The following is a 25,792-nucleotide window of genomic DNA, read 5'->3' as shown; positions in this document are numbered from 1 at the left end:
AATGCGCCCCCATGTCGAATGTACCTAAAAGTCCCGCGCCGACGCGGGCCAAAGCGCCGTCGGCGAAGCACCCGGATGGTGCGGCCGACGCGCGTCAGCAGCAGGGCCAGCCGCCGCGCCAGCAGCAGGAAAAGCCGGCGGGCAAGCCGGCCCACGCGCCGCGCGGCGACGAACGGCGAGGCGATGCGCGCCAGTCGTCCGCGAAGGGCGCACCGCAGGCCGCCGGCGAGCGCGCTCCGCGCCGCGAGCGTCCGCCGCGCGCCACCGTCGCGCCGAATCCCGTTCCGCCGATCACTTACCCCGAAAGCCTGCCGGTGTCGGGCAAGCGCGACGAAATCGCGCGCGCGATCGCCGGTCATCAGGTTGTCATCGTCTGCGGCGAGACGGGTTCGGGCAAGACCACGCAGCTGCCGAAGATCTGTCTCGATCTCGGCCGCGGCCTCGGCGCCGGCGGCACGGGCCTGATCGGCCATACGCAGCCGCGGCGCCTGGCCGCATCGTCGACCGGCCGCCGGATCGCGGAGGAACTCGGCACGCCGTTCGGCGAGGTGGTCGGCTACAAGGTGCGCTTCACCGACAATCTCGCGCCGGGCGCGTCCGTCAAGCTGATGACGGACGGCATCCTGCTCGCCGAGACGCAGACCGATCCGCTGCTGAAGGCGTACGACACGCTGATCATCGACGAGGCGCACGAGCGCAGCCTGAACATCGACTTCCTGCTCGGCTACCTGAAGGAGATCCTGCCGCGGCGGCCCGACCTGAAGCTGATCGTCACGTCCGCGACGATCGACGCCGACCGCTTCGCGCGCCATTTCGGCACCGACGAGCGCCCGGCACCCGTGATCGAGGTGAGCGGGCGGCTGTATCCGGTCGAGATGCGCTATCGCCCGGTGGCCGAGGATCGCCCGGCGGTGAAAAACGCCGAAGGCACGGGCGGCCGCGACCGCGTGAAGACCGCGCGCGAGGCCGAGCGCGACCTGATGGACGCGATCGTCGACGCGGTCGACGAACTGTGCCGCGAAGGCCCCGGCGACGTGCTGGTGTTCCTGCCCGGCGAGCGCGAGATCCGCGAGGCGGCCGAGGCGCTGCGCAAGCACCATCCGCCGCACACCGAGATCCTGCCGCTGTTCGCGCGGCTGTCGGCGGCCGACCAGGACAAGGTGTTCAAGGCGTCGAACGCGCGCCGCATCGTGCTCGCGACCAACGTGGCCGAAACCTCGCTGACGGTGCCGGGCATCCGCTACGTCGTCGACACCGGCCTCGCGCGCGTGAAGCGCTATTCGTACCGGAACAAGGTCGAGCAGCTGCAGGTCGAGTCGATCTCGCAGGCCGCCGCGAACCAGCGCGCGGGCCGCTGCGGCCGGGTGGCCGACGGCATCTGCATCCGCTTGTACGAGGAAAGCGACTACCAGGCGCGCGCGCGCTTCACCGATCCCGAAATCCTGCGCTCGTCGCTCGCGTCGGTGATCCTGCGGATGAAATCGCTGCACCTGACGGCGATCGAATCGTTCCCGTTCCTCGAGCCGCCGCCCGGCCGCGCGATCGCGGACGGCTACCAGCTGCTCAACGAACTCGGCGCGGTCGACGACGACAACGCGCTGACGCCGCTCGGCCGCGAACTCGCGCGGCTGCCGCTCGACCCGCGCGTCGGCCGGATGATTCTCGCCGCGCGCGACCAGCAGTCGCTGCGCGAGGTGCTGATCATCGCGAGCGCGCTGTCCGTGCAGGACCCGCGCGACCGGCCGATCGAAGCGCAGGAGCAGGCCGACCAGGCGCACCGCCGGTTCGCCGACGAGCGCTCCGAATTCCTGCAATGGCTGAAGATCTGGGCGTGGTTCGAAGAGGCCGTCGCGCACAAGAAGTCGAACCGCCAGCTGATCGACGCATGCCGGCAGAATTTCCTGTCGCACCTGCGGCTGCGCGAATGGCGCGACGTCCATTCGCAGCTGCTGACGGTCGTGCGTGAACACGGCTGGCGCCTCAACGAGGTCGAGGCGACCTACGAGCAGGTGCATCTGGCCCTGTTGACGGGCCTGCTCGGCAACCTCGGCATGAAGGCCGACGACGATCCGCACTACCTCGGCGCACGCGGGATCAAGTTCTACCTGTGGCCGGGCTCCGCGCTCGCGAAGAAGGCCGGCCGCTGGGTGATGGCGGCCGAACTCGTCGAGACGAGCCGGCTGTACGCGCGCTGCCTCGCGAAGATCGAGCCGGAGTGGGTCGAGAAGATCGGCGCCCACCTGCTGAAGAAATCGCTGTCGGAGCCGCATTGGGAAAAGCGTCCCGCGCAGGTCAGCGCGTTCGAGCGCGCGACGCTGTACGGGCTGCCGATCTACCACCGCCGGCGCGTCGCGTTCGGCAAGCAGGACCCGGCGCGGGCGCGCGAGCTGTTCATCCGCGGCGCGCTGGTCGAAGGCGAATTCGACACGAAGCTGCCGTTCTTCGCGCACAACCGCAAGCTGCTCGCCGACATCGAGCAGCTCGAGCACAAGTCGCGCCGGCAGGACGTGCTGGTCGACGACGAGCTGATCTACGCGTACTACGACCAGGCGATTCCGGAAGGAATTCACACGGGCGTCGCGTTCGAGCGCTGGTATCGGGATGAAGTGAAGAAGGGCGGCCAGGCGGAGGACAAGCAGCGCCTGCTGTACCTGTCGCGCGACGACCTGATGCGCCACGAGGCGGCGGGCGTCACGACCGAGCTGTTTCCGAAGCGCGCGACGATGGCCGGCGTCGAGATGGCGCTGACCTATCACTTCGAACCCGGCACGCCGCGCGACGGCGTGACGCTCGCGGTGCCGCTGTACGCGCTGAACCAGGTCGACGCGCGCCGCTGCGAATGGCTCGTGCCGGGGATGCTGAAGGAGAAGGTGCAGCTGCTGCTGAAGTCGCTGCCGCAGAAGCTGCGCCGGCATTGCGTGCCGCTGCCCGAGTACGCAGCCGGCTTCGTCGAGCGCACGGGCCGCGAGCGCTTCGGCGCGGGCGGCCTCGTCGAGGCGCTGATCGCCGACGTGCGCGGCGAGACGCAGGTCGCGATGAAGACGGCCGACTTCAAGCTCGAGACGCTGCCCGCTCACCTGTTCATGAACTTCAAGGTGATCGACGAGCACGGCCGCCAGCTCGCGATGGGGCGCAATCTCGCGCAACTGCGCCAGGAACTCGGCGCGCAGGCGCAGCAGCAGTTCCAGAAGATCGCGGCGGCGTCGACGATCGCGCCCGGCGGCGAAGCCGGCGCGGACGACGCGGGCGCCACGCCGGCGCCGCCTGCCACGGCGGGTTCCGCGGCTTCGGCGGCGAAGGGCGGCAAGCCGGGCAAGGGCGTCGCACCGCACACGGCAGCCCCGGCGGAAGCCGGCGCGACCGCGCTGTACGAGAACCTGACGACGTGGAACTTCGGCAAGCTCCCCGAGCTGCTGGAGATCCGCCGGCGCGGCCAGACGCTGTACGGCTATCCGGCGCTCGTCGATCGCGGCACGCATTGCGACGTCGAGGTGTTCGACTCGCCGGAGGAGGCCGCGCGGATCCACCGGGCCGGCTTGCGGCGGCTGTTCGCGCTGCAGCTGAAGGAGCCGATCAAGTTCCTCGAGAAGAACCTGCCGGGGCTGCGCGAGATGGCGATGCAGTACATGTCGCTCGGCACGCAGGACGAGCTGCGCGACCAGCTGATCGACACGGCGCTCGACCGTGCGTGCCTGCAGGATCCGCTGCCCGACGACGACGCGAGCTTCCACGCGCGTCGCGACGAAGGCCGCAGCCGCCTGAACCTGCTCGCGCAGGAGATCGCGCGGCTCGTCGGGCAGATCCTCGCCGAGTACGCGGGGCTCGCGAAGAAGCTCGCGCAGGCGAAGCCGTTCGCACAGGCCCACGCGGATCTGCAGCAGCAGCTCGCCGCGCTGGTCGGCAAGCGCTTCGTGATCGACACGCCTTACGTGCAGCTTGCACACTTCCCGCGCTACCTGAAAGGCATCGCGCTGCGGATCGACAAGCTGAAGGCCGACCCGGCGCGCGACGCGAAGCAGTCCGGCGAGCTGCTGCCGCTCGTCCAGCAGTACCAGCGCGCGGTGTCGCAGCGCGGCGGCGTCGCCGACCCGCGGCTCGCGGAATTCCGTTGGCTGCTGGAGGAACTGCGCATTTCGCTGTTCGCGCAGGAACTGCGCACGCCGATGCCTGTCTCTGTCAAGCGTCTGCACAAGGTCTGGGAGTCGATGCAGCGCTAGCGCAACGGCGGTTTTCCGGGCCCGCACCGGCGGCCGGCCCGGCCGGCCGCGCGGCGCCTGCCGCGGCAGGCCGCACGGCGGCCGCGGCGTGCGTCGAAGTGGCGCAGGGCCGACTTCCGTCAACCGGCAGGGCCGGTCGAGCGTTTTACAATCACTGCTGTTCCACGACGTGAGTCTTCATGCGCACTTTCCTTTCCTTCGGCCGCACGCTTGCGCTGGCCGCCGCCGTGCTGGCGCCTGCCGCGCACGCGAATAACGTAATCATCCTCAATTCGGCCGAAGCGACGCTTTCCCTGATCGACCAGCAGACCCGCCAGGTCGTCGGCACGATGCCGACCGGCAAGGAGCCGCACCACCTGATGGCGACGCCGGACAATTCGTCGCTGATCGTCGCGAATTCGGTCTCGAACAGCCTGATGTTCGTCGATCCGAAGACGGGCAAGCTGCAGCGCACGGTCGAAGGCATCGAGGATCCGTACCAGCTCGGCTTCTCGCCCGACAACAAGTGGTTCGTGTCGACCGGGCTGCGCCTCGACCGGCTCGACATCTACAGCTACGACGGCCGCGACCTGCATCTCGTGAAGCGCTTGCCGCTCGCGGTGATGCCGAGTCACATCGCGTTCACGAAAGACAGCAAGACCGTGCTCGTGTCGCTGCAGGTGTCCGGCGAGATCGCGGCGGTCGACCTCGCGACGCAGACGGTCAAGTGGAAGATGCCGGTCGGCAACGTGCCGGCGGGCCTGTGGATGACGCCGGACGACAAGTACCTGCTGGTCGGCATGACGGGCGCCGATTACGTCGCGGTCGTCGACTGGCGCAATCAGAAGGTCGTGAAGACCATCCAGACCGGCAAGGGCGCGCACAACTTCCGCTCGCTCGCCGACGGCACGCACGTCGCGATCACGAACCGGGTCGCGAACACGATCAGCATCATCGACGAGAACACGCTCACCAAGGTCGGTGACATCACCGGCCTGCTGCCGGGCCCGGACGACATGGAGCTGTCCGCCGACAAGAAGACGCTGTGGGTGACGTTCCGCTTCGCGAAGAAGGTCGGGATCATCGACCTGGCCTCGCGCAAGCTGGTGCAGACGATCTCCGTCGGCCGTTCGCCGCACGGCATCTACTTCTACGACCGCGCGCCGTGGAAGGCTGCGAACGGCGCGTGACGGGCGGAGGCGGACGATGCTGCACCTGATCGATGCGTTCGTGTCGGACATCCAGACCTGGCTGTACGTCGACGTCGTGCAGCCGCTCCTCTTCAAGTTCAACCTGATGGACTATGACGAGGACACCTACGACGCGCTGTACTGGGTGATCATCGGCGCGCTCCAGATGGTGCTGATGTTCGCGCTGCTGCGCCCGCTCGAGGCGCTCGCGCCCGTCGAGCGCTGGAAGAACCGCCGCGCGGTGCGGGTCGACGTGATCTATACCGCGATCTCGAAGCTCGGCATCTACACGCTGTTCTTCTTCTTCGCGCTGCAGCCGGTGTTCGACCGCTTCCAGGCGTGGCTGCGCCTGCACGGCGTTGCGAACGTCAACCTCGATTATCTGTGGCCGGGCGTGACCTCGCGGCCGATCGTCGCGTTCGCGATCTACCTCGTCGTGCTCGACTTCGCCGGCTACTGGTATCACCGCTGGCAGCACAAGTTCGGCATCTGGTGGGAGCTGCACGCGGTGCATCACAGCCAGCGGCAGATGTCGTTGTGGTGCGACGACCGCAACCACCTGCTCGACAACGTGCTGCAATCCTGCTTCTTCGCGGCGATCGCGCTCGTGATCGGCGTGACGCCGTCGCAGTTCGTCGTGCTGACCGCGGTCACGAACTTCGTGCAGAGCATCCAGCATACGAATGCGCGGCTGTCGTTCGGCTGGCTCGGCGAGCGCCTGCTCGTGAGCCCGACCTTCCACCGGCGCCACCACGCGGTCGGCTACGGCCACGAAGGCACCAAGTACGGCTGCAACTTCGGCGTGCTGTTCCCGTGGTGGGACATGATGTTCGGCACCGCGTCGTGGAACCGCACGGTCGAGCCGACCGGCATCCGCGAGCAGGTCGAAGGCGTGTCCTACGGCGAAGGCTTCTGGGCGCAGCACGGCCTCGCGTTCGTGCGGATCTTCCGGCGCCTCGTTCCCGCGAAGCGCGGCGCGGCGTCGGCCTGAGCGCGTCACTTTCCCGTTGAACGGCTTTCCCGCACGGCCCGCATGCGCTTTGGCGCATGCGGGCCGTGTGGTTTATCCTTTTCCCGTTTTTCATCGTCGATACAGGTTCGCATGAACGACTTGCTGCGCTCCTTCGTCCGGGCGTTCGCCAGCGCGCTGCACCCGCGCATGCTGTGGCTCACCCTGATGCCGTTCGTCGTCTCCGCGCTGCTGTGGGGCGTCGTGCTGTGGTTCTCGTGGCAAACGCTGATCGACGCCGCGCGCGGCGCGCTCGACGGCTTCGTGCTGACCGCCGCGCTGTACCGCGCGTTCGACGCGCTCGGGATGTCGCAGCTGCATGCGGTCGTCGCGCCGTTCGTCGTCGTGTCGCTCGCGATTCCGCTGATCGTGCTGACCGTGCTGCTGCTGATCGCGACGATCTCGATGCCGGTCGTGATCAGGCACCTGTCGAACCGGCAGTTCGCCGCGCTGGAGGCGAAGCGGGGCGGCACGTTCTTCGGCAGCGTGTTCAATTCGCTCGGCGCGGCGATCGTGGGTGTCGTGCTGCTCGTCGTCACGATTCCGCTGTGGCTGATCCCGCCGTTCTTCGCGTTGTTGCCGCCGGTGATCTGGGGCTGGCTCACGTACCGCGTGATGACCTACGACGCGCTCGCGCAGCACGCGAGCCGCGACGAACGCCGCGCGCTCGTGCGCCAGCATCGCTGGCCGCTGATCGGCATCGGCGTCGCGACCGGGCTGCTCGGCACCGTGCCGACCTTCGTGTGGGTGTCGTCGGTCTGGATGATGGTGCTGTTTCCGTTCGTGGCGGCGGCCATGATCTGGGTTTACGCTTTCATCCTCGTCTTCTCGGCGCTGTGGTTCGGGCACTATTGCCTGCGCGCGCTGGACGACCTGCGCGCGAGTTCGCGCGCCACCGCAATCGACATGGGGCAGGCATGAGCATCGGCATCATCATCATCGGCGACGAAATCCTTTCGGGCCGCCGGCAGGACAAGCATCTGGCGAAGGTCATCGAACTGCTCGGCGCGCGCGGCCTCGCGCTCGACTGGGCCGAATACGTCGGCGACGATCCGGCGCGGATCACCGCGACGCTCGCGCGCGCGATCGCGTCGGGCGACATCGTGTTCTCCACGGGCGGGATCGGCGCGACGCCGGACGACCACACGCGCCAATGCGCGGCCGCCGCGCTCGGCGTGCCGCTCGTGCTGCATCCGGAAGCGAAGGCGCTGATCTCGGAGCGCATTCGCGAGACGCACACCGATGCGGCCACGCCGGTCGACTTCGAATCGCCGGAAAACCAGCATCGCTTCAACATGGGCGTGTTCCCGGCGGGCGCGACGATCATCCCGAACGGCTATAACCGGATTCCCGGTTTCTCGGTCGGCGATCTCCATTTCGTGCCGGGCTTCCCGGTGATGGCGTGGCCGATGATCGAATGGGTGCTCGACACGAAGTACCGGCATCTCCATCACGCGACGCCGCACGCGGAGCGCTCGCTGTACGTGTTCGAACTGCCGGAGTCGACGCTCACGCCGCTGATGGAGAAGATCGAGCGCGATTTCCCGAGTGTGCGCGTGTTCAGCCTGCCGAGCGTCGGCGATGCCGAGCGCGGCGGGATCTATGCGCGCCGGCATATCGACCTCGGCGTGAAGGGCGAGCCGGAGGCGGTCGCGGCCGCGTTCGTGAAGCTGCGCGAAGGCGTGCACCTGCTCGGCGGCGACGTGGTCGAACCCGAGGCGCCGCGCGCCTGAAGGCCGCGCGCGTCGATCGCGCATGCGGGCCGTTGAACGGCCCTGCAAAAACCACGGGCCGCGCAACGCGGCCCGTCATCGGGATGTCATCGCCCGGCTCGACGATGTGGCAGTCGGGCGTGCCTGGGCGGATGCGCCGTCAGGCGCCGATCCACGGCAGTTTCCGGAAGCACCAGCCGTCGACCGTCTTGCGGTGGCCTTCGGCATCCTTGCCGCCCTCGAAGCCTTCGAGCAGGTCGAAGGCCTTCGTGAAGCCGGCCTGCGTCGACGCGACCGCGGCGAGCTTCGAGCGCGCGGCGCTGCGGCACAGGAACAGGATCGGCGTATCGGCCGGGAGGGCCGCTTTCAGTTGATCGATGAATTCGGCGTTCGGCACGCCGCCCGGATAGCGCGTCCATTCGAGGTGCAGGTACTGGCCGTCGCCGACGAGCGGGCGGCCGATCCAGTCGAGTTCGGCGCGGGTGCGCACGTCGACGAGGCGTGCCGACGGGTCGAGCTGCAGCAGTTCGAATGCCTCGGCCGGCAGCAGGGCGCCGGCATAGTTGAGCGCGCCTTGGGCGCGGCGTTCTTCGGCCTTCGCGTAAAGCTGGTCGAGCGTACTCATGGCAGGAGGTCTCCGTATCGGTCAAACGAACATTCTAGCGCGGCGCCGCCGCGCGGATGTCCGCGTGCCCGGTGGCGCATGCACCGCCCACGCGCTCACCAAAAGAGTGCAGAATGGCACGAATGCACCAAAAAGATTCGTCGACGCCGTCGCCTCCACGGGATTGCACCGTTGCGGTGCGGAGGCGCCGCCGCCGGTGCGGCGCCCGGCCCCGGAATCGCGCAGCCGGGCCCCGCTACGGCGCGGGTCGGCGTGATTCGCGTCGGTTTTGCGATGGTTGGCACGGAAGCTGCTATATAGAATTCGGTCGACCCGGGGCACGCTGCGCCAAAGCCAGACTCCGGGCAGCTCGATAAACGAGGCGGTTCCCAGTCCGCCGGAATTGTTCAATCAGGAGAAGAGGTTATGAGTAAAACCGTCGCCGACGTCATGCAGCTCGTGAAGGACGAGGACGTCAAGTTTGTCGATTTCCGCTTCACGGATACGCGCGGCAAGGAACAGCACGTGTCGGTGCCGGTTTCGGCGTTTGACGAAGACAAGTTCGAAAGCGGCCATGCATTCGACGGCTCGTCGATCGCCGGCTGGAAGGGCATCGAGGCGTCGGACATGCTGCTCATGCCGGATCCGAGCGCCGCATTCGTCGACCCGTTCTATGAAGAGTCGACCCTCGTGCTGACCTGCGACGTGGTCGAGCCGGCCGACGGCAAGGGCTACGAGCGCGACCCGCGTTCGCTCGCGAAGCGCGGCGAAGCGTACCTGAAGAGCACGGGCATCGGCGATACCGCCTACTTCGGTCCGGAACCGGAATTCTTCATTTTCGACTCGGTCCAGTGGAACACGGACATGTCGGGCTGCTTCGTGAAGATCAACTCGGAAGAAGCACCGTGGTCCTCGGCCAAGGAATTCGAAGGCGGCAACACGGGCCACCGTCCGGGCACGAAGGGCGGCTACTTCCCGGTCGCGCCGGTCGACACGTTCCAGGACATGCGTTCGGAAATGTGCCTGCTGCTCGAACAGCTCGGCATCCCGGTCGAAGTGCACCACCACGAAGTGGCGGGCCAGGGCCAGAACGAAATCGGCACGAAGTTCTCGACGCTCGTGCAGCGCGCCGACTGGACGCAATGGTCGAAGTACATCATCCACAACGTCGCGCACTCGTACGGCAAGACGGCGACGTTCATGCCGAAGCCGGTCGTCGGCGACAACGGTTCGGGCATGCACGTTCACCAGTCGATCTGGAAGGACGGCCAGAACCTGTTCGCGGGTAACGGCTACGCGGGCCTGTCGGAACTGGCGCTGTTCTACATCGGCGGCATCATCAAGCACGCCCGTGCGCTGAACGCGATCACGAACCCGACGACGAACTCGTACAAGCGTCTGGTCCCGCACTTCGAGGCACCGGTCAAGCTCGCGTACTCGGCGCGCAACCGTTCGGCATCGATCCGCATTCCGCACGTGTCGAACCCGAAGGGTCGCCGTATCGAAACGCGCTTCCCGGATCCGATGGCGAACCCGTACCTGTGCTTCACGGCGCTGATGATGGCCGGCCTCGACGGGATCCAGAACAAGATCCATCCGGGCGAAGCCGCCGACAAGAACCTGTACGACCTGCCGCCGGAAGAGGACGCAAAGATCCCGACCGTCTGCGCAGGCCTCGACCAGGCACTGGAAGCGCTCGACAAGGATCGCGAGTTCCTGACGCGCGGTGGCGTGTTCACCGACGGCATGATCGATGCGTACCTCGCGCTGAAGGAGCAGGAGCTGGCGAAGTTCCGCATGACGACGCATCCGATCGAGTTCGAGATGTACTACTCGCTGTAATCGGCGATGGCGCTTCGATTCAGCGCCGTCATGCCGGTTCGTTCCCATCGCGTGGCCTGCGGCGGGAACCGCGGAGTCTGAAGGGGGACGGCGTCCAGCCGTCCCTTTTTTGTTCCGAAAATTTCCAATTTCCGACCCGGTAACGCGCGACGACACGCACGATGGCTCTGAAGAATCTCATCAAGGCGAAGACGGGGCAGCCCGAGCGACTGACGGAAGACGAGCGGCTCGCGCGCTCGGGCCTGCTTGCGGGGCTGGAAGCGCTGCCGACGGCCGTGATCGTGCTCGACCGCAAGACGCTGCGGGTCGCGTTCGCGAACCCGTCCGCGGAGGCAATGCTCGACATCTCGCGCCGGCAGCTCGCGCAGCGGCCGTGGGGCGAGATTTTCCCCAATGCGAACGAACTCGCGTCGACGATCACCGCGATCGGCCAGGAGCGCTTTCACGCGACGCATCTCGATACCGTGCTCGACCGGCCCGGCCGCGAGCCGCTGCACGTGCATGCGATCGTCGGCTTTCTCGAGACCGTGCCCGATTTCGTGCTGGTCGAACTGTTCGAGAACGAACGGCAGTCGCGCACCGATCGCGAGGAGCGCATCCACGACCTGACCGCGGTCAACAAGCAACTGATCCGCAACCTCGCGCACGAGATCAAGAACCCGCTCGGCGGCATTCGCGGCGCAGCCCAGCTGCTCGAATTCGAACTGAGCGGGCGCGAGCGCGGCGAGTTGCGCGAATACACGCAGGTGATCATCAAGGAGTCCGACCGCCTGCAGACGCTCGTCGACCGGTTGCTGGAGCCGCACCGGCATCCGCACATCGTCGGCGACGTGAACATTCATGAAGTATGCGAACGCGTGCGCGCGGTGATGCTCGCGGAATTTCCGCGCGGGCTCACCATCGAGCGCGACTACGACGTGAGCGTGCCGGACCTGCGCGGCGACAAGGAGCAGCTGATCCAGGCGCTGCTGAACATCGTGCGCAACGCGGCGCAGGCGCTGCGCGAGCGGATCGCGCAGGGCGACGCGAAGATCGAGCTGCGCACGCGTATCGCACGCAAGGTGACGATCGCGAAGCGCCTGTACAGGCTGGCACTGGACTTGCACGTGGTCGACAACGGGCCCGGCATTCCGGAGGAGATCCGCGACCGGATCTTCTACCCGCTCGTGTCCGGGCGCGACGACGGCAGCGGCCTCGGCCTCACGCTCGCGCAGACGTTCGTGCAGCAGCACGACGGGATGATCGAGGTCGAGAGCCGGCCCGGTCGTACCGAATTTCAGATCCTGCTGCCGCTCGATCATTGAGCGGCTGCATGGCGATTCACCGGATTCACCCATACCTGACCGACCTATGAAGCCGATCTGGATAGTAGACGACGATCAATCGATCCGCTGGGTGCTCGAAAAGGCACTCGCCCGGGACAGCTTCGCGACGAAGAGCTTCGCGAACGTGCGCGACGCGCTGGCCGCGCTCGACCACGAGACGCCGCAGGTGCTCGTGTCCGACATCCGGATGCCGGGCGGCTCCGGCCTCGAGCTGTTGCAGGCGATGCACGAGCGCCTGCCGGGCCTGCCCGTCATCATCATGACGGCGTTCTCCGATCTCGACAGCGCCGTCGCGGCGTTTCAGGGCGGCGCGTTCGAATATCTCGCGAAGCCGTTCGACGTCGACAAGGCGGTCGAGCTGATCCGCCGCGCGGTCGAGGAGAGCTTGCGCGGCGGCGCGCCGCAGGACGAGCGTGTGGCCGAAGCGCCCGAGATGCTCGGCCAGGCGCCCGCGATGCAGGACATGTTCCGCGCGATCGGCCGCCTGTCGCACTCGGCCGCGACCGTGCTGATCACCGGCGAGTCGGGCACCGGCAAGGAGCTCGTCGCGCGGGCGCTGCACCGTCACAGCCCGCGCGCGAACGGGCCGTTCATCGCGCTGAATACCGCGGCGATTCCGAAGGACCTGCTCGAATCCGAACTGTTCGGCCATGAGCGCGGCGCGTTCACCGGCGCGCAGACGACGCGCCAGGGCCGCTTCGAGCAGGCCGAGAACGGCACGCTGTTCCTCGACGAAATCGGCGACATGCCGTTCGACCTGCAGACGCGCCTGTTGCGCGTGCTGTCGGACGGCCAGTTCTATCGGGTCGGCGGCCACAACCCGCTGCGCGCGAACGTGCGCGTGATCGCCGCGACCCACCAGAATCTCGAGTCGCGCGTGCGGCAGGGGCTGTTCCGCGAGGACCTTTACCACCGGCTCAACGTGATCCGGCTGCGGCTGCCGCCGCTGCGCGAACGCAGCGAGGACATCGCGCTGCTCACGCGCCACTTCCTGCAGAAGAGCGCGCGCGATCTCGGCGTCGAGCCGAAGCGCGTGTCCGACGAAGCGCTCGCGTATCTGACGTCGCTCACGTTTCCGGGCAACGTGCGTCAGCTGGAGAATCTCGCGAACTGGCTGACCGTGATGGCGCCCGCGCAGACGGTCGAGATCAAGGACCTGCCGCCCGACCTCGTGCCGGCAGGCGCGCCGGTGACGGCGACGGCCGACGGCGCGGATGCGCACGCCGGCACCAGCGTGGGCGGTGGCGACATCGCGCGCGTGCAACCGGCGGCGGGTGCGCCGTTGACGGCTGCGCCCGTCGCGGTCGCGCCGAACGGCGCACCGGCCGGCTATCCGATGTGGGAAAGCGGGTTGCGCACGGAAGTCGCGCGGCTGTTGCGCGAGAATTCGGCCGACGTGATGGACGAGCTCGCGCGCCGCTTCGAGGCGGCCGTGATCCGCGAGGCGCTCGATTTCACGCGCGGCCGCAAGGTCGAGGCGGCAGAGCGGCTCGGCATCGGCCGCAACACGATCACGCGCAAGATCCAGGAACTGCATCTGGAGCCGTAAAGCCTCTGTCGCGGCATGCGCGTGCATCGCGCATGCCGCGATCGGACATAATCGCGGTTTGCCGTCACGTGCGCTCCCGTCATGTCCGATTCCTTCCGCTGGCCCGCCGGGGCCGATCCCTTCCGTTTTCTCGAAGCGCTCGACAGCAAGCGTGCCCGTGCGTGGGTCGACGAGCAGAACGCGCGCACGCGGGTCGCGCTGCGCGACGACGACGCGTATCGCGCGCTGACCGCGCGGCTCGCGCAGGCGTATCTGCCGCGCGAACGCCCGGTGATTCCGACCCGCTGGCGCGACTGGGCGTACGACCTGTGGCAGGACGATCTCCATCCGAAGGGACTGTGGCGCCGCGCGCGCTGGGACGACTGGCGCGCGGGCCGGCCCGAGTGGGAAACGCTGCTCGACGTCGACGCGCTCGGCGCGCAAGAGGGCGAGTCGTGGGTGTTCGAGCAGGACGCGATCCTGTACCCGGACGGCGACCGCGCGCTGCTGTCGTTGTCGCCGGGCGGCGCCGACGCGGTCGTCGTGCGCGAATTCGACCTCGTGCAGCGCCGTTTCGTCGACGGCGGCTTCACGATCGACGTGCCCGGGAATCACACGATAGGCTGGATCGACCGCGACACCGTCTACGTGAGCTGGGATCGCGGCGAGGCGCATGCGACCGCCGCCGGCTATCCGTACGAAGCGCGCCGCTGGGTGCGCGGCACGCCGCTCGCCGATGCGCCGGTGGTGTTCCGCGGCGAACCCGACGACATCAGCGCGGGCGCGGGGTTCGATCCGATCGACGGCCGCCACGTCGCGTGGCGCAGCGTCGATTTCTTCGACGCGCATGCATACCGGCTGACCGACGCGGGCGAGTGGGCGCGCTACGACGTGCCGACGCACGTCGAGGTCGGTTTCTGGGAAGGCTGGCTGATGCTGGAGCCGCGGCTCGACTGGGACTGCGGCGGCGTGCGTCACGCGGGCGGCTCGCTGCTCGCGATCCGCGAGCAGGCGTTCCTCGCCGGGTCGCGCGAGCTCACGACGCTGTTCGAGCCGCGACCGACGACGTCCGCGTGCACGTGGACGCACACGCGCACGATGCTGATCGCGAGCTGGCTCGACGACGTGCACAACCGCACGATGCTGTGGCAGCCGCGCCAGGAAGACGACGGCGCATGGACGTGGCACGCGCGGCCGTTCGAATGGCCGTGCGACGCGCAGATCGACGTCGAGCCGGTCGAGTCGACGCTGAACGACGACGTGTACGTGGACGTCGACACCTATCTCGATCCGCCCGAATGCTGGCTCGCCGATCTGGCCGACCGCGCGGCCGATGCGCCGTCGCGTCGCGTGCTGCTCGACCGGCCGCCGGTGCGGTTCGATGCGGCCGGGCTCGTCGTGCGTCGCGCGAATGCCCGCTCGCGCGACGGCACGGTCGTGCCGTACACGCTGATCGGGCCGCGTGATGCGCTCGATGGCCTGGCGCATCCCGACGGCAGCGCCCGCGTCGCGCGGCCGTGCCTGCTGTCAGGCTATGGCGGCTTCGCGATTCCGAACCTGCCGGGCTACAGCGATGCACTCGGCATCGCATGGCTCGAACGCGGCGGCGTCGCGGCGTTCGCGCACATCCGCGGCGGCGGCGAATTCGGACCGGGCTGGCACGTCGACGCGCAACGCGAGCATCGGCAGCGCTCGTTCGACGACTTCATCGCGGTGGCCGAGGACCTGATCCGCACCGGCGTGACGACGGCCGCGCAACTCGGCATCGAGGGCGGCAGCAACGGCGGGCTGCTGGTCGGCGCATGCATGGTGCAGCGCCCGGAACTGTTCGGCGCGGTGCTGTGCCGCGTGCCGTTGCTCGACATGCGGCGCTATCCGAAGCTGCACGCGGGCGCCGCATGGCTCGACGAGTACGGCGATCCGGACGATGCGCGCGAGGGCGCGGCGCTCGCCGCCTACTCGCCGTATCACCGCGTGCGCGAAGGCGTTGCGTATCCGCCGCTGCTGCTGACGACGTCGACGCGCGACGACCGCGTGCATCCCGCGCATGCGCGCAAGATGGCCGCGCGCATGCATGCGCTCGGACACGAACGGGTGTGGTACTGGGAGAACACCGACGGCGGCCACGGCAGCGCCGACGATCTGGAGCGGGCCGAATCCGACGCGGCGGAATTCGGTTTCCTGTGGGCGCATCTCGGGCCCGCGCCCGCGCGCGCTTGAGCGCAGGCGCGAGCGGGCAGGGCGTTCAGCTGACGACCGCGATCACGGGCGTGTGGTCGGACGGCTGTTCCCACGTGCGCGGCACGCGATCGACCTCGCACGACGTGCAGGTTTCGGCGAGCGCCGGCGACAGCAGGATGTGGTCGATGCGCAGCCCCGCGTTGCGGCGGAACGCGAACATCCGGTAGTCCCACCACGTGAAGGTCTTCTCGGGCTGCTCGAAGCGGCGGAACGCATCGACGAAGCCGAGTTCGATCAGCTTCGCGAAGTGCGCGCGCTCCTGCGGCGACACGAGGTTCTGGCCTTCCCATTTCGCCGGGTCGTGCACGTCGCGGTCTTCCGGCGCGATGTTGTAGTCGCCGAGCAGCGCGAGCTTCGGGTAGCGCTGCATCTCGGTGCCCAGCCACGCCTGCAGCGCATCGAGCCACTGCATCTTGTAGACGAACTTGTCGGAGTCGGGTGCCTGGCCGTTCGGGAAATACGCGGACACGATGCGCACGCCTTCGACCGTCACGGCGACCACGCGCTGCTGCGCGTCGTCGAAGCCGGGGATGTTGCGCACGACGTCCGATTCGTCGACGGCGAGCGTGTCGCGCGCGAGGATCGCGACGCCGTTGTAGGTCTTCTGGCCCGCGAACCAGCTGCGGTAGCCGATCGCTTCGAGATCGGCGCGCGGATATTTCTCGTCCGGCAGCTTCAGTTCCTGCAGGCACAGCACGTCGGCTCCGCTTTGCGCGAGCCAGTCGAGCACGTGCTGCTTGCGGACGTTGAGCGAGTTGACGTTCCAAGTTGCGATTTTCATGAACGGGAATGCGTGCGGGGTGAATGCGAAGGCCGCCATCTTACCGCGAGCACGGGGCGCGAACGCGCGCGACACACGATGCGAAGCCGGTGCCGTGCGTGTCGATATCGACGGCCTGCGAAGAATTTGTGACAAAAGTATTGACGTGAGTGCTTCATCACCCTATAATTTATTTCTCTGACGCGGGGTGGAGCAGTCTGGCAGCTCGTCGGGCTCATAACCCGAAGGTCGTAGGTTCAAATCCTACCCCCGCAACCAAGCACACCAGACGATGTGCAGCGCAAGTGACCGATGCGCGCTTCGTCGACAGGAACCCGGCCCCGTGCCGGGTTTTTTGTTTTCAGCCCGCCGTCCACTCGACCGCCGCCTTCGCATGCAGCGCGGTCGTATCGAATACCGGCAGCGGCACATCGTCCGCGCCGATCAGCAGCGTGATTTCCGTACAGCCGAGTATCACCGCCTGCGCGCCGCGTTTCGCCAGTTCCCCGATGATCGACACGTAGGTCGCGCGCGACCCGGCATCGATCACGCCATGACACAGCTCGTCGTAGATGATCCGGTGCACGTCGTTGCGCGCGGATTCGTCCGGCACCAGCACGTCGAGGCCGAACTTGTCGCGCAGGCGCTCCGCATAGAACGGCAGCTCCATCGTGTAGCGCGTGCCGAGCAGCGCGACGCGCTCGACGCCGGCGGCGCGCAGCGCGGCGCCGGTCGGGTCGGCGATGTGCAGGAACGGCAGCGATACGGCAGCCTCGATCGCGCCGTGCACGCGGTGCATCGTGTTGGTCGTCAGCACGACGAAATCGGCGCCGGCCGCTTCGAGCCGACGCGCGGCATCGGCCATCCGTTCGCCGAGCGCGGCCCAGTCCTGCGCGCGCTGCAGCGCTTCGATCTCCGCGAAATCCACCGTGACCAGCACGCTCTTCGCGTTGTGATGGCCGCCGTGCAGCGCCTTCGAATGGCGATTGATCATCCGGTAGTACTCGGCCGACGATTCCCAGCTCATCCCGCCGATGAGTCCGATCGTTTTCATCCGTCACCTGTGCGTTTCATATGTCGTGGCAGACGAGTATAGGGGCCGGTCCGGGCGCGCGGCGGTACGATCCGCGCGAAGCGGACCTGTACGGCATTGCCGGTCGGGGGTGGCCGGCGAGCGGGTGGAGGCGATTCGAGGCGTTCCGGCTGCGCCGGGCGTCGGCCGTCGGCCGAACGCGGCAGCACGCGACAGTTGAAACGGGCACTGTGTTTTTGTACAGTATCGGCACCGTGAATCCGACCATCATCCCGCCTGCCGATCCGCGCGGGTCGCCGCCCGGCGACGCGCCGTCGCGCGTGCGCAAGATCATCCACTGCGACTGCGACTGCTTTTACGCGTCGGTCGAGATGCGCGACGACCCGTCGCTGCGCAACCGGCCGCTCGCCGTCGGCGGCCGGCCCGACCAGCGCGGCGTGATCGCGACCTGCAACTACGAGGCGCGGCGCTACGGCGTGCATTCCGCGATGTCGTCGGCGCTCGCGATGCGCAAGTGTCCGGACCTGCTGATCCTGCCGTCCGCAATGGACAAGTACCGTGCGGCGTCGCGGCAGATCATGGCGATCTATCGCGACTACACGCACGACGTCGAGCCGCTGTCGCTCGACGAGGCGTACCTCGACGTCAGCGGTTCGCAGCTGTGCCAGGGCAGCGCCACGCTGATTGCGCGGGAGATTCGCCAGCGCGTGTACGACACGGTCGGCGTGACGGTTTCGGCGGGTGTCGCGCCGAACAAGTTCATCGCGAAGATCGCGTCCGACTGGAACAAGCCCGACGGCCTGTTCGTCGTGCGGCCGCACGAGGTCGATGCGTTCGTCGCGGCGCTGCCGGTGCGCAAGCTGCACGGCGTCGGCCAGGTGACGGCCGCGCGGCTCGACCGGCTGGGCATCCAGACCTGCGCGCAGTTGCGCGGCTGGTCGCTGATCGACCTGCATCGCGAGTTCGGTGCGTTCGGCCGGCGGCTGTACCAGCTGGCGCGCGGCATCGACGAGCGGCCGGTGCGGGCCGACCAGGAGCGCAAGTCGGTCAGCGTCGAGACGACCTACGTGACCGACCTGACGACGCTCGAGCAATGCGCGGACGAGATCCGCCGCCTCGTCGTGCAGCTCGACGCGCGCATCGCGCGCGCGGGCGCGGCCCGCACGATCCGCAAGCTCTACGTGAAGATCCGCTTCGCCGATTTCCAGCGTACGACGGTCGAGTGCGTGGCCGACGCGACGAATGCGCAGACGGCCGTCACGCTGCTCGCGAAGGGGCTGCAACGGCGCGCGCAGGCCGTGCGGTTGCTCGGCGTGGGCGTGCGCATCGACGAGGACACGGCCGAACGTCACGGGCAGTTTTCGCTGTTCGATGACGATGCGGACGGGCGGGCTGATACTGACGATGTTGCTGCTGCCGACGCGAACGCGGCAACCGACGCGAACGAGTCGAACGAGGCGAACGACGCGAACGCCGCCAACGCCGCCAACGCCGCCAACGACGCCAACGACGCCAACGACGCCAACGACGCCAACACCAACCCCCCCGCGCCATGAAAAAAGGCACCGCCGCAGCGGTGCCTTTCGATGCAACCGGACAAGCCGGACAGCGCGCGCTCAGTGCGCGGGCGACGCCATCCCGTTGTGACGCAGCAGCGCGTCGATTTCCGGCTCGCGGCCGCGGAACGCCTTGAACGAATCCATCGCCGGCCGGCTGCCGCCGACTTCGAGGATTTCGCGGCGATAGCGCGTGCCGGTCGCCGCGTCGAGCACGCTGCCGCTGGCGGCGGCCGCTTCCTCGAACGCCGCGTACGCGTCGGCCGACAGCACCTCGGCCCACTTGTAGCTGTAGTAGCCGGCCGCATAGCCGCCCGCGAAGATGTGGCTGAACGTGTTCGGCCAGCGCGAGAACGCGGCCTGCGGGATCACGTGGTAGCGCTCGTTGATCTCGCGCGCGAACGCATTCACGCCGGTCGTGCCGGCCGGGTCGAAGTCGACGTGCAGCAGCATGTCGAACATCGAGAACACGATCTGGCGCAGCGTGCCGAGGCCGCTCTGGAAGTTCTTCGCGGCGATCATCTTGTCGAACAGCTCGCGCGGCAGCGCGGCGCCCGTATCGACGTGCGACGACATCGACGACAGCACGTCCCATTCCCAGCAGAAGTTTTCCATGAACTGCGACGGCAGCTCGACCGCATCCCATTCGACGCCGTTGATGCCCGACACGCCGAGCTCGTCGACGCGCGTGAGCATGTGATGCAGCCCGTGGCCGAATTCATGGAACAGCGTGATGACCTCGTCGTGCGTGAAGCAGGCGGGCTTGCCGCCGACGGGTGCCGAGAAGTTGCAGGTCAGGTACGCGACCGGCGTCTGCACGGCGTCGCCGCGCTTGGCGCGCGCACGCGCATCGTCCATCCACGCGCCGCCGCGCTTGCCTTCGCGTGCGTACAGGTCGAGATAGAACTGCGCGACGAGCGAGCCGTCGCGGTTCTCCACGCGGAAGAAGCGCACGTCCTTGTGCCACACCGGCGCGTCGTCCGGCTTGATCCGCACGCCGAACAGCGTTTCGGTGACGTTGAACAGGCCCTTCAGCACGGCCGGTTCCGGGAAGTACTGCTTGACCTCGTTTTCCGAGAACGCGTAGCGCTGCTGGCGCAGCCGCTCGGCCGCGAACGCGACGTCCCACGGGGCGAGCTCGGTCAGGCCGAGTTCCTTCGCGGCGAACGCGCGCAGTTCGTCCCAGTCCTTGTCCGCGTGCGGACGCGCGCGCGTCGCGAGATCCTCGAGGAACGCGATCACCTGTTGCGGCGATTCGGCCATCTTCGGCGCGAGCGACACTTCGGCGAAGTTGCGGTAGCCGAGCATCTGCGCCTCTTCGCGGCGCAGCTTAAGCTCGTCCGCGACGATCGCCGTGTTGTCCCACTCGGCCTTGCCGCCGCCGTATTGCGGCCCGAGTTCGGACGCGCGCGTCGCATACGCGCGGTACAGCGTCTCGCGCATCGCACGGTTCTCGGCGTACTGCAGCACCGGGAAGTAGGACGGAAAGTGCAGCGTGAACTTCCAGCCTTCCTTGCCTTCCTTCTGTGCGGCCTCGCGGGCCGCTTCGATCGCGTCGCCCGGCAGGCCGGCCAGCTCGGCTTCGTCCTGCGCGAAATACGCATACGCGTTGGTCGCGTCGAGCACGTGATCGGAGAATGCCTTCGACAGCGCGGCCTGCTGCTCCTGCAATTCCGCGAAACGCGGCTTCCGATCCTCGGGCAGCTCGGCGCCCGACAGGCGGAAATCGCGCAGGGCGTTGTCGAGGATCTTCTTGCGCTCGGCGGACAGCGTCGCGTATTCGGCGCTCGCGGCGATCGCCTTGTACTTCTCGTACAGCGCGAGGTTCTGGCCGACGCTCGACCAGAATTCGGTCACGCGCGGCAGGTTTTCGCCGTACGCGGCGCGCAGCTCCGGCGTATCGGCGACCGCGTTCAGGTGGCCGACGACGCCCCATGCACGCCCGAGCGGCTCCGTCGCCTGCTCGACCGTCTCGACGATCGCGGCCCAGGTCGCCGGCGTGCCGGGCGCGCTCGCCGTGTCGACCGCGCGGTTGGCGGCATCGAGCAGCGTGTCGAGCGCGGGCGTCACGTGTTCCGGACGAATCTCGCCGAAGCGGGGCAGGCCGGAGAAATCGAGGAGCGGATTGGTATTGGCGCTGGCGGACATTAAGACTCCCTGTCTGTTGCCGGATGAACCGGGGTGAAAAGGGTGAGGCGCGATGCGGCGGCGCCCGATATCGACATTATTGGGGCGCATCGCGCGCTTTCCAATCGTTAGTTTCTAACGAGGCGATTGGCGGTGCGCGACGCGGAGCCGGAAAGGGTCGAAAGGGGCGGAATGAAGCGGAGCGCGGCAGTGTGGCAGGGCGCTGACGCGGCCGCGACGGGCGGCCGGCGGGACGCCGGCGCACGCATGCGCGCCGGCTGGACGGGCGAGAGGGGCGAAGGCGCTCAGGCGGCCGCGGCGGCGCGCTCGGCGGCTTCGATCGTGTTGATCAGCAGCATCGTGATGGTCATCGGGCCGACGCCGCCCGGCACCGGCGTGATGTGGCCGGCGACTTCCTTCACGCCGGCGAAGTCGACGTCGCCGCACAGCTTGCCCGCGTCGTCGCGGTTCATGCCGACGTCGATCACCGTCGCACCCGGCTTGACCATGTCCGCCGTCAGGATGTTGCGCTTGCCGACCGCGGCGACCACGACGTCGGCCTGGCGCGTGTGCGCGGCGAGGTCGCGCGTCTTGCTGTGGCAGATCGTCACGGTCGCGCCGGCTTCGAGCAGCAGCATCGCCATCGGCTTGCCGACGATGTTCGAGCGGCCGATCACGACGGCGTTGGCGCCTTGCAGCGGGATGCCGTGCGCTTCGAACATCTTCATCACGCCGTACGGCGTGCACGGGCGGAACAGCGGCTTGCCCGTCATCAGTGCGCCGGCGTTCGCGACGTGGAAACCGTCGACGTCCTTCTCCGGCGCGATCGCCTCGATCACCTTGTGGCTGTCGATGTGCGCGGGCAGCGGCAGCTGGACCAGGATGCCGTGGATCTTCGGGTCGCGGTTCAGTTCGTCGATGCGCGCGAGCAGGTCGGCTTCCGACAGCGTGTCCGGATACGCATCCTTCAGCGAGAAGAAGCCGTTGTCCTCGCACGCCTTGATCTTGTTGCGCACGTAGACTTCGCTCGCCGGGTTGGCGCCGACGAGGATCACCGCGAGGCCGGGCTGGTGGCCGCGTGCGGTCAGGGCGGCGGCACGTTCGGCGGCCTGCGCGCGCAAGGTCTTCGAGAGGGCGTTGCCGTCGATGAGGAGGGCTGTCATGGTGGTGGTCCTGCCGGGAAGTTGGAATGCGGGCGTGCGGCGCGCGAAACGCCGCAGCAAAACACGCAATTATACCGGTCGCCTGCCGTCGTCCGACAGCGAATACAAGGAAAGCGTCATGGCGGCGGTGCCGGCGCCCCGGGAGGTGGCGCCGGACCGTGCCGCGCGAGTGGGCCGCATCGCGCGGCGCGGCGGTGCGGCCGGCCGGGCAGGCGCCCGGCGGCCGCGCGCAACGTTCAGGCCTGCTTCTTCGACAGCGCGAGGCGCAGCAGATCGGCGACCGTGTTGACGTTGAGCTTTTCCATGATGTTCGCGCGGTGCGCTTCGACCGTCTTGATGCTGATCCCGAGATCGTCGGCGATCTGCTTGTTCAGGCGGCCGGCGATGATCCGCTCGAGCACCTGCTGCTCGCGCGCGGTCAGCTTCGACAGGCGCTCGCTCGCGGCGCGCTGTTCCTGGACGCTCTTGCTTTCGCTTCGGGCCTTGTCGAGCATCCGCTCGACGAGCTTGCGCAGCTCGGCCTCGTCGAACGGTTTCTCGATAAAGTCCATCGCACCCTTTTTCATCGTCGACACGGCCATCGGCACGTCGCCGTGGCCCGTGACGAAGATGATCGGCAGCGCGGCGTTGTCGGCGATCAGGCGCTCCTGCAGCTCGAGGCCGCTCATGCCCGACATCCGCACGTCGAGGATCAGGCAGGCGATCTGGCCGGCCTGCTGCGCCGGCTGGTACGCATCGAGGAACTGCTCGGCGCTCGAGAAACATTGCACGCGATAGCCGTTCGCCTCCAGCAGCCAGCGCAGCGAGTCCCGTACGGCTTCGTCGTCGTCGACGACGAAGACAGTTTCCTGAGTGGTGGTGACAGGGCTATTCATAGTTCTCCCGTAACGGTATGTGATGCCGATGCCTCGCGCCCCCCTTGGCCGAGATCAGCGGGTTCCCCAATGGGCAGGCTGCAGTGGAATGTCGCGCCGGAAATGCGGCCGTCCGGTTCGACATTGTTGACCACCCACAGACGCCCCCGATGCGATTCGATGATCGAACGGCAGATGTTCAGCCCCATGCCCATGCCGTCGGACTTGGTGCTGTAAAACGGTTCGAACAGGCGTTCGGCGGTCGCTTCGTCGACGCCCGGACCCTGGTCGATCACGCGGATGTCGACGAAACCCGCATCGATGTCGGCGACGACGCGGATCACGCCGTCCGCCGACGCCGGCTTCACGTCGGCCATCGCCTCGGCCGCGTTCTTCATCAGGTTCACGAGCACCTGCTCGATCAGCACGGGGTCGACATAAATAATAGGCATTCTTGCGAGGATTTCCGTGACGATCCGGATCCTGCGCTTCCTGGCCTCGATTTCGGCGAGCCCGACTGCGTCGGCGACGATGTCCGCGACCCGCGCCGGCTGGCGCTTCGGCTCGCTGCGCTTCACGAATTCGCGGATCCGCTTGACGATCATCCCCGCGCGCAGCGCCTGCTGCGCGGTCTTTTCCAGCGCGGGCTGCAGCGTCTCGGGCGTGCCGCGGCCGCTCTTCACGAGCGCGAGCGTGCCCGAGCAATAGTTGTTGATCGCGGCGAGCGGCTGATTCAATTCGTGCGCAATCGACGACGCCATTTCACCCATCGTCATCAATCGGCTCGTGAACTGCAGCTTCTCTTCCTGCTGGTGCGCGAGTTCCTGCGCCTTCTTGCGGGTCGTGATGTCGGTCGCGATCTGCATCTGCGCGAGGTGGCCGTCCACCCACTGGATGTACTGGCGGCGCACCTCGAACCACTTCTGGATGCTCTCGACGTACACCTCCTGCGCGTCTGCCGTGCTGCTCGTCAGCGCGGCCGCCGGCAGGCCCGCGAACGCATCGACCATGTCGATCGAGTCGGACGACGCCTGCGCGCGGTCGAAGCCGCCGCCCGACAGCTCGAGGTGGCCGTCCGGGCGGATCCCGAACAGGTGGCGGTAGTAGCGGTTCGCGAACAGCAGCTCGGCTTCGTCGGCGGCCAGCACCGATACCGCGGCGTCGAGGCTTTCGAGCACCGTCGTGAAGCGCTCGTGCGCGGCCGCGAGTTCCTCGCGCGCGCGCTTCGGCTCGGTGATGTCGGTCATCGACGACATCCAGCCGGTCTGGCGGCCGGAGCTGTCGATCAGCGGCGAAACGTAGAGGCGCGCATGGAACAGCGTGCCGTTCTTGCGCCGCACGCGCAGCTCGAAGCCCGAGCTCGGTGCCTTGCCGCGCAGCGTCATGTCGAGCTGGCGCTGCATTTCGGGATACGAGTCGCGCGGCCAGTAGGGGAACGGTGCGACCTTGCCGACGAGGTCGGTTTCGTCCCAGCCCGTCATCCGGCAGAACGCGGGGTTCACGTGCGTGATGCGGCCGTGCATGTCGAGCACGCGCATGCCGATCAGCACCGAATTCTCCATCGCGCGGCGGAAGAACGCCTCCGCATACAGCGCCTGCTGTGCCTCGAAGCGTTGGCGCGTGTGCTTCCACAGGCTCCAGAGGCTCCACAGCACGAAGCACGACAGGCCGGCCACGAGCCACACGAGCGTGTTGTTGGTCAGGTTCGTGAGCTGCGGGAACGCGTACACGCGCACGGTCAGCCCCTGGCCGGGCGGGTCGAGCGGCAGGTCGTAGTGGGAGTCGCGCGGCAGGCGCGGGCGCGTCGACGTGGACGACAGCTCGCGGTTGTTCGAGTCGGTGATCGAGATCTTGTACTTCGACGACAGCTCCTGCGGGATGTCGTGCTTCAGGATCCCTTCGACCGAGAACACCGCGGCGAGCGCGCCGAGATATTCGCGGTCGCCGCGCATCACGGGCGTCTGCAGCGTGATGAAGCCGTTGCCGAAGTCGTCGTAGATCAGCGGCGAATAGGCCTGGCGGCGCGTGCTGCGCGCTTCGTCGTACGCGCCGCGCACGGCGTCCTGCATCTGCGCGTCGCCGGGTTTCGCGAGCCGCTGGCCGAGCAGCGGAGGATGCACGGTCGGCCAGCGCTGCACGCCGGGCGCGGTGTACCAGTTCAGATAGAGGATTTCCGGATGCGTCTGCATCACGTCCGCGACGGCCATCTGGAATGCGTTCTGGTCGAGGCGGCCGGACGCGAGGTCGCGCGACAGCGCCTGCAGCTGCTCCTGCGCGCCCGTCATCGACAGGCGGATCTGCTGCTGCGCCCACGCGACGTTACGGAACAGGGTGTCTTCCTGCTGCTGCTGTTCGCGGCGATTGAGGCTCCATAGAATGAGGCTCATCACCACGAGGAACACGAGGATCGACAGCAGCGGCGTCAGCAAATAGGAATTGGACCACCACGGTCCGTGGTGCCAGCGGGACGGCTGCGACTCCGCCGGCGGGCCCGACGGTCGCGCCGAGCGTGCGAAAAGCCGATCGGTCAACATGGCAGGATTGTAGCGCAGCGCAATACATGGAAAACCTATACCGGATATGTTGAACGGAAACGGATTTATGCCCGCGGCGCGTGCCGGAGAGGCCCGCCGCAAGGGTGCAGTGCAGCAA

General features: G+C 67.8%; 17 protein-coding genes and 1 tRNA gene. 11 read left to right on the top strand and 7 right to left on the bottom strand.

Annotation, left to right across the window (positions count from 1 at the left end; all coding sequences use genetic code 11):
- The first annotated feature begins 11 nt into the window (after positions 1-11).
- The 5 genes from hrpA to U4Z31_RS01870 all read left to right on the top strand — a co-directional run bounded on the left by hrpA (position 12) and on the right by U4Z31_RS01870 (position 8,128).
- Positions 12-4,217: an ATP-dependent RNA helicase HrpA gene (gene hrpA / locus U4Z31_RS01890; protein ID WP_321809281.1), complete on the top strand. Its 4,206-nt coding sequence runs from the start codon at positions 12-14 to the stop codon at positions 4,215-4,217.
- 179 nt (positions 4,218-4,396) lie between these two features.
- Entirely contained in the window at positions 4,397-5,386 is a 990-nt protein-coding gene (locus U4Z31_RS01885; protein WP_044847670.1) for a beta-propeller fold lactonase family protein, read from the top strand.
- Positions 5,387-5,402: 16 nt separating this feature from the next.
- Positions 5,403-6,377, top strand: a complete 975-nt coding sequence (locus U4Z31_RS01880) for a sterol desaturase family protein (protein ID WP_044847671.1) — start codon at positions 5,403-5,405, stop codon at positions 6,375-6,377.
- 111 nt (positions 6,378-6,488) lie between these two features.
- Entirely contained in the window at positions 6,489-7,316 is an 828-nt protein-coding gene (locus U4Z31_RS01875) for an EI24 domain-containing protein (protein ID WP_044849102.1), read from the top strand.
- Positions 7,313-8,128: a competence/damage-inducible protein A gene (locus U4Z31_RS01870; protein WP_044849103.1), complete on the top strand. Its 816-nt coding sequence runs from the start codon at positions 7,313-7,315 to the stop codon at positions 8,126-8,128. Before U4Z31_RS01875 ends, U4Z31_RS01870 begins: the two co-directional genes overlap by 4 nt.
- A gap of 139 nt (positions 8,129-8,267) precedes the next feature.
- Here U4Z31_RS01870 and U4Z31_RS01865 read toward each other — a convergent pair whose 3' ends face one another.
- Entirely contained in the window at positions 8,268-8,732 is a 465-nt protein-coding gene (locus U4Z31_RS01865) for a rhodanese-like domain-containing protein (protein WP_044849104.1), read from the bottom strand.
- A gap of 405 nt (positions 8,733-9,137) precedes the next feature.
- Between U4Z31_RS01865 and glnA the strand changes: the two genes are divergently transcribed.
- From glnA to U4Z31_RS01845, 4 genes are all read left to right on the top strand, one after another.
- Positions 9,138-10,553: a type I glutamate--ammonia ligase gene (gene glnA / locus U4Z31_RS01860; RefSeq protein WP_044849105.1), complete on the top strand. Its 1,416-nt coding sequence runs from the start codon at positions 9,138-9,140 to the stop codon at positions 10,551-10,553.
- Between the two features lie 161 nt (positions 10,554-10,714).
- Positions 10,715-11,857, top strand: coding sequence for a nitrogen regulation protein NR(II) (gene glnL, locus U4Z31_RS01855; protein ID WP_044849106.1), 1,143 nt, complete (start codon positions 10,715-10,717; stop codon positions 11,855-11,857).
- A gap of 46 nt (positions 11,858-11,903) precedes the next feature.
- Positions 11,904-13,427 carry a nitrogen regulation protein NR(I) gene (gene ntrC, locus U4Z31_RS01850; RefSeq protein ID WP_321809280.1) on the top strand — a complete coding sequence of 508 codons (1,524 nt, stop codon included), beginning with the start codon at positions 11,904-11,906 and terminating at the stop codon, positions 13,425-13,427.
- Positions 13,428-13,508: 81 nt separating this feature from the next.
- Positions 13,509-15,626 (top strand): prolyl oligopeptidase family serine peptidase, encoded by a 2,118-nt coding sequence (locus U4Z31_RS01845; protein WP_321809279.1) that lies wholly within the window; start codon positions 13,509-13,511, stop codon positions 15,624-15,626.
- 25 nt (positions 15,627-15,651) lie between these two features.
- Here the strand turns inward: U4Z31_RS01845 and xth are convergent, their stop codons facing one another.
- Entirely contained in the window at positions 15,652-16,428 is a 777-nt protein-coding gene (gene xth / locus U4Z31_RS01840) for an exodeoxyribonuclease III (protein ID WP_221622524.1), read from the bottom strand.
- Between the two features lie 181 nt (positions 16,429-16,609).
- Here xth and U4Z31_RS01835 point away from each other — a divergent pair.
- Positions 16,610-16,686: transfer RNA gene (locus U4Z31_RS01835), tRNA-Met, on the top strand.
- 82 nt (positions 16,687-16,768) lie between these two features.
- Here U4Z31_RS01835 and U4Z31_RS01830 read toward each other — a convergent pair.
- Positions 16,769-17,461 (bottom strand): aspartate/glutamate racemase family protein, encoded by a 693-nt coding sequence (locus U4Z31_RS01830; RefSeq protein WP_321809278.1) that lies wholly within the window; start codon positions 17,459-17,461, stop codon positions 16,769-16,771.
- A gap of 209 nt (positions 17,462-17,670) precedes the next feature.
- Here U4Z31_RS01830 and dinB point away from each other — a divergent pair, with 209 nt between their 5' ends.
- Entirely contained in the window at positions 17,671-18,996 is a 1,326-nt protein-coding gene (gene dinB / locus U4Z31_RS01825; protein ID WP_321809277.1) for a DNA polymerase IV, read from the top strand.
- A gap of 60 nt (positions 18,997-19,056) precedes the next feature.
- Here the strand turns inward: dinB and U4Z31_RS01820 are convergent, their stop codons facing one another.
- The 4 genes from U4Z31_RS01820 to fixL form a co-directional block, all read right to left on the bottom strand.
- Positions 19,057-21,144: a M3 family metallopeptidase gene (locus U4Z31_RS01820; RefSeq protein WP_321809276.1), complete on the bottom strand. Its 2,088-nt coding sequence runs from the start codon at positions 21,142-21,144 to the stop codon at positions 19,057-19,059.
- A 284-nt stretch (positions 21,145-21,428) separates the two neighbouring features.
- Positions 21,429-22,286 (bottom strand): bifunctional methylenetetrahydrofolate dehydrogenase/methenyltetrahydrofolate cyclohydrolase FolD, encoded by an 858-nt coding sequence (folD, locus tag U4Z31_RS01815; protein ID WP_124522157.1) that lies wholly within the window; start codon positions 22,284-22,286, stop codon positions 21,429-21,431.
- Positions 22,287-22,522: 236 nt separating this feature from the next.
- Positions 22,523-23,161 carry an oxygen response regulator transcription factor FixJ gene (gene fixJ, locus U4Z31_RS01810; RefSeq protein ID WP_006493245.1) on the bottom strand — a complete coding sequence of 213 codons (639 nt, stop codon included), beginning with the start codon at positions 23,159-23,161 and terminating at the stop codon, positions 22,523-22,525.
- The gene (gene fixL / locus U4Z31_RS01805; protein WP_044849250.1) at positions 23,158-25,674 is read right to left on the bottom strand and encodes an oxygen sensor histidine kinase FixL; all 2,517 of its coding nucleotides are present in this window, start codon (positions 25,672-25,674) and stop codon (positions 23,158-23,160) included. Before fixL ends, fixJ begins: the two co-directional genes overlap by 4 nt.
- Positions 25,675-25,792 lie beyond the last annotated feature (118 nt).

This window comes from Burkholderia sp. BCC1985, from assembly GCF_905339915.1.
GTDB lineage: Bacteria > Pseudomonadota > Gammaproteobacteria > Burkholderiales > Burkholderiaceae > Burkholderia.
Note: the sequence above shows the minus strand (reverse complement) of the source record. Positions and strands in the feature narration are given on the sequence as shown.

What these genes read in the sequence shown, in the direction of transcription:
- hrpA (WP_321809281.1), top strand. Translation starts at nt 12, where the DNA reads ATGTCGAATGTACCTAAAAGTCCCGCGCCGACGCGGGCCAAAGCGCCG.
- U4Z31_RS01885 (WP_044847670.1), top strand. Translation starts at nt 4,397, where the DNA reads ATGCGCACTTTCCTTTCCTTCGGCCGCACGCTTGCGCTGGCCGCCGCC.
- U4Z31_RS01880 (WP_044847671.1), top strand. Translation starts at nt 5,403, where the DNA reads ATGCTGCACCTGATCGATGCGTTCGTGTCGGACATCCAGACCTGGCTG.
- U4Z31_RS01875 (WP_044849102.1), top strand. Translation starts at nt 6,489, where the DNA reads ATGAACGACTTGCTGCGCTCCTTCGTCCGGGCGTTCGCCAGCGCGCTG.
- U4Z31_RS01870 (WP_044849103.1), top strand. Translation starts at nt 7,313, where the DNA reads ATGAGCATCGGCATCATCATCATCGGCGACGAAATCCTTTCGGGCCGC.
- U4Z31_RS01865 (WP_044849104.1), bottom strand. Translation starts at nt 8,732, where the DNA reads ATGAGTACGCTCGACCAGCTTTACGCGAAGGCCGAAGAACGCCGCGCC.
- glnA (WP_044849105.1), top strand. Translation starts at nt 9,138, where the DNA reads ATGAGTAAAACCGTCGCCGACGTCATGCAGCTCGTGAAGGACGAGGAC.
- glnL (WP_044849106.1), top strand. Translation starts at nt 10,715, where the DNA reads ATGGCTCTGAAGAATCTCATCAAGGCGAAGACGGGGCAGCCCGAGCGA.
- ntrC (WP_321809280.1), top strand. Translation starts at nt 11,904, where the DNA reads ATGAAGCCGATCTGGATAGTAGACGACGATCAATCGATCCGCTGGGTG.
- U4Z31_RS01845 (WP_321809279.1), top strand. Translation starts at nt 13,509, where the DNA reads ATGTCCGATTCCTTCCGCTGGCCCGCCGGGGCCGATCCCTTCCGTTTT.
- xth (WP_221622524.1), bottom strand. Translation starts at nt 16,428, where the DNA reads ATGAAAATCGCAACTTGGAACGTCAACTCGCTCAACGTCCGCAAGCAG.
- U4Z31_RS01830 (WP_321809278.1), bottom strand. Translation starts at nt 17,461, where the DNA reads ATGAAAACGATCGGACTCATCGGCGGGATGAGCTGGGAATCGTCGGCC.
- U4Z31_RS01820 (WP_321809276.1), bottom strand. Translation starts at nt 21,144, where the DNA reads ATGTCCGCCAGCGCCAATACCAATCCGCTCCTCGATTTCTCCGGCCTG.
- folD (WP_124522157.1), bottom strand. Translation starts at nt 22,286, where the DNA reads ATGACAGCCCTCCTCATCGACGGCAACGCCCTCTCGAAGACCTTGCGC.
- fixJ (WP_006493245.1), bottom strand. Translation starts at nt 23,161, where the DNA reads ATGAATAGCCCTGTCACCACCACTCAGGAAACTGTCTTCGTCGTCGAC.
- fixL (WP_044849250.1), bottom strand. Translation starts at nt 25,674, where the DNA reads ATGTTGACCGATCGGCTTTTCGCACGCTCGGCGCGACCGTCGGGCCCG.